This is a genomic window from Bradyrhizobium sp. NAS96.2 (assembly GCF_001908235.1).
In the GTDB taxonomy this organism is placed as follows: Bacteria; Pseudomonadota; Alphaproteobacteria; order Rhizobiales; family Xanthobacteraceae; genus Bradyrhizobium.
This window is the reverse complement of the sequence record NZ_LGHK01000305.1, coordinates 1-3,533: the sequence shown is the minus strand read 5'-3', so window position 1 is coordinate 3,533 and position 3,533 is coordinate 1. Positions and strand designations below refer to the sequence as shown.

Annotated in this window: 4 protein-coding genes and 1 pseudogene; 2 read left to right on the top strand and 3 right to left on the bottom strand. The window is 66.5% G+C overall.

Annotated features, from left to right (window positions below):
• Window positions 1–401: pseudogene (locus AC628_RS40410) on the bottom strand (outer membrane beta-barrel protein); the annotation flags it as partial.
• Between the two features lie 240 nt (window positions 402–641).
• Here AC628_RS40410 and AC628_RS40405 point away from each other — a divergent pair.
• Complete coding sequence (locus AC628_RS40405) at window positions 642–1,652, top strand: KpsF/GutQ family sugar-phosphate isomerase (RefSeq protein ID WP_074132345.1); 1,011 nt, start codon at window positions 642–644, stop codon at window positions 1,650–1,652.
• Between the two features lie 140 nt (window positions 1,653–1,792).
• Here the strand turns inward: AC628_RS40405 and AC628_RS40400 are convergent, their stop codons facing one another.
• Entirely contained in the window at window positions 1,793–2,332 is a 540-nt protein-coding gene (locus tag AC628_RS40400) for a carboxymuconolactone decarboxylase family protein (RefSeq protein ID WP_074132343.1), read from the bottom strand.
• Window positions 2,333–2,419: 87 nt separating this feature from the next.
• On the opposite strand from AC628_RS40400, the gene AC628_RS40395 reads away from it, so the two are divergent.
• Window positions 2,420–2,746, top strand: a complete 327-nt coding sequence (locus AC628_RS40395; protein WP_074132340.1) for a winged helix-turn-helix transcriptional regulator — start codon at window positions 2,420–2,422, stop codon at window positions 2,744–2,746.
• Window positions 2,747–3,007: 261 nt separating this feature from the next.
• Here AC628_RS40395 and AC628_RS40390 read toward each other — a convergent pair whose 3' ends face one another.
• Window positions 3,008–3,454 (bottom strand): NfeD family protein, encoded by a 447-nt coding sequence (locus tag AC628_RS40390; RefSeq protein ID WP_074132339.1) that lies wholly within the window; start codon window positions 3,452–3,454, stop codon window positions 3,008–3,010.
• Window positions 3,455–3,533 lie beyond the last annotated feature (79 nt).

Here is a 3,533-nt window from a genome sequence, read left to right as displayed (position 1 = left end):
TGCCCGGCCGCGGTCAGCGGCGGCGGTGTGGGCACCGGCGAGCCGGGTCCCGGCGGCGGCTTCGGCTTGGCCTGGCCCGGATAATATTTCGGCTTCAGGCGTTTCCGATTGAGCGAGTCATAGCCTGATGTCGAAGCGCCGTTGGCAGCCGGAAGACCGTAAGTCGGGATCTGTCCGACGCGCTCCGGCGTTGTTGCCGACGACGATGCACGCCGGCTGGGATCGGCGTCCGGCAACCTCAGGCCGTTGAGCGGATCCACGGCGTCGGCCGTGGTCCGGCGCAGCGGCGAATCCTGCGTGATCACCTGGCTCTGCCGGTTCGGGCTGAACAAATCAGGCGTCACGGTTTGGGCGTTGGCAAGCCCGGTCGTCGCGGTCAGCAAAAGGCATGGCAAAGCCACGCGAACGGGGCGTCCGCGCCGATTTGGGCCGCTTGCTGGCCGCCGCCACACGATGGAAATACTCCAACGAATTCATGTACTTGACGTACGCATCCCGCCGGGCGGCGAAAAACGTCGTTAATGGAGTTAAAACAATTATGGTTAATGAGCCGTTGAGGATCCGCCGCCGCGCGTCGCATCGCGGAATCGAACGTGCTAAGGGAGACGCCCGGGTGCAAAACCCCTCCCCTGGAATCCGAAATGGCGAAACCGAAACCGCTGATGACCAAATCATCCGGCCCCGATGACGGCGCCGTTCAGTCGGCGCTCCGCACCCTCGATGCCGAGGCAAGCGGCGTCGCGGCGATCTCCGCGGCACTCAAGTCCGACCTCGGTGCGCCGTTCACCGCGGCGGCCGAGCTGATCTGCAAGGCCAAGGGACGGCTGATCGTGACCGGGCTCGGCAAGTCGGGCCATATCGGCCGCAAGATCGCCGCGACCTTCGCCTCGACCGGCACGCCGGCGTTCTTCGTGCACGCGGCGGAAGCGAGCCATGGCGATCTCGGCATGATCACCGCCGAGGACGTGATCCTCGCGCTGTCATGGTCCGGCGAGCAGCCGGAGATGCGCAACCTGATCGCCTATGCGGCGCGCTTCGGCATTCCGCTGATCGCGATGACCGCCGACAAGGATTCGACGCTGAGCAAGGCCGCCGACGTGCAGCTGACGCTGCCGAAGGCCCGCGAGGCCTGCCCGCACAATCTGGCGCCGACGACGTCCTCGCTGATGATGCTGGCGCTCGGCGATGCCTTGGCGATCGCGCTGCTCGAGGGCCGCGGCTTCACCTCGACCGATTTCAGCGTGCTGCATCCCGGCGGCAAGCTCGGCGCGCTGCTGAAATATGCGCGCGACCTGATGCACAGCGGCGACGCGCTGCCGCTGAAGCCGCTCGGCACCAAGATGTCGGACGCGCTGGTCGAGATGACGTCGAAGGGCTTCGGCTGCGTCGGCATCGTCGACAGCCACGGCCATCTCGCCGGCATCGTCACCGACGGCGATTTGCGCCGGCAGCTGACGCGCCCCGACCTCCTGACGCTGTCGGTCGACGAGGTCATGACCAGGACGCCGAAGACGATCAGCCGCGACACGCTCGCCGGCGAAGCGCTGGAGCTGCTCAACGCCTCGAAGATCACGACGCTGATCGTGACCGACGCGAAGAAGCCGGTCGGCATCATCCATCTGCACGATCTGCTGCGCGCCGGCGTGGCGTAGGCCCACGCTACTTTTCGTCATTGCGAGCCAACGGGTCGCGCGAATGCGCGCCCGATGACAGGCTCCGCGAAGCAATCCATCTCTCTGCACGTGCGGATCGATAGATTGCTTCGTCGCTTCGCTCCTCGCAATGACGGCGGTTATTGCGGAAACCGCGCCGCGGTCGCCTCCAGCGGCAGGGCCAGCGCGTTGGCAAGGTAGGAGACGGTGCGGTAGAAGCCGCACAGCAGGATGATCTCCAGCACCTGATCGTCGTCGTAGTGCTCCGACAGCGCGGCATATTCCTGCTCGCTCAACGTCGCGCGCGCATGCAGCGCGTCGACCGCGGCGATCAACGCCTGTTCGGCCGGCGACCAGCAATCCGCATCGGCCCTGCCGCGCACAGTGGCGTGGACCTGCTGCTCCGACAATCCGGCGGCGGCGCCGAACGCCGTGACATGCACGCCCCATTCATATTCGCATGCATTGAGCGCGCAGGTGCGGTCGATCACGATCTCCCGGTCCCGCAAGGAGAGCGGCCCGCGGTCGAGCAGGCTGCCGCCGCGGAATTTCTCCCAGGCGCGCGGATGGCCGGCCATCATGCGGAACAGCACCAGCGGCGGCTTGCCGCGCATGATGCGGTCGAAATGCTGTTGAACGTCCGCCGCATAGGGCGGATCGAGCGGCGCGATGCGTGACATGGGCTGGTCCCGTTGCTACATTTAATGTAGCGATACGCTACAATATTTGTAGCGGTGCGCAAGTAGTATCCGAGAGGGGTTCGCGACATGCCGAAGCAGGTTCCTGCGACAAGACCCGGCGTCCGCGGCTCGCGGTCCGGCCGCCCGATCATGGCGCTGCTCGATCTGCTGGGCCGGCGCTGGACCTTGCGCATCGTCTGGGAGCTGCGTGAGGGCGCGCTGACCTCGCGCGCGCTGCGCACCGCCTGCGACGAGGCCTCGCCGACCATCCTGCAAACGCGATTGACCGAGCTGCGCGAGGCCGGATTCGTCGAGCTGACGGAGGATGGTTACAGCCTCACCGCGCTCGGCCGCGAGCTATTTGCGACCTTCACGCCGCTCCATCGCTTCGCCGAGCGCTGGAGCAGGCGCTGATCCTCCCTCTCCCCGTTCTTACGGGGGGAGGGTTGGGGTGAAGACGCCAGCAAACCTCAAACTCTTCATGTCGCGGGAACGCGGGCGTGACGGCAAGCAGCAACAAACTCGCTGTCGTCCCTGCGAACGCATGCGAACGCAGGGACCCATAGCCACCGATGGTCATTGTTGCGCGACGTTGGAACAACGAGTCCCGACCACAACATCCGCCGCGGCGTATGGGTCCCTGCGTTCGCAGGGACGACCGGAGAGGAGCCGAGTCTAGACCGCGGCCACCGTCAGGCTGGCGCCGTCGGCGCGCACCACCTTGACCCGGCTGCCGGCCGGCGCATCGGGGCCGGCGACGCGCCAGACCGTGTCGTCGATCCGCACCGTGCCGGATCCGCCGACGATCGGCTTCTCCAGCGTGAATTCGCGGCCGACCAGGGCTTCGTTGCGGCGGTTGAGGAACGGATTGGTCTTGCTCGCCGCGGTCGCGCCTTTGGCAAAATACCGCCACGCCGGCACCGCCAGCGCGGCGAATACCGCGAACATCAAGAGCTGCATCTGCCAGGACGGCGTGAACACGAACGACAGCAGGCCGACCACGAGCGCCGCGAGCCCGAGCCAGAACAGGAACACCCCGGGCGCCGCAAGCTCCAGCGCCATCAGGATGAAGCCGAAGATCAGCCAGTTCCAGGTACCCAATGTCGAAAACATCTCGGCCATAGCACGACCTCTATCATTGCGGGCGCGATGCCGTCACGCCCTCACCGCTGCGGCGGCACCGGCGGTGGCGGCGTCGGGC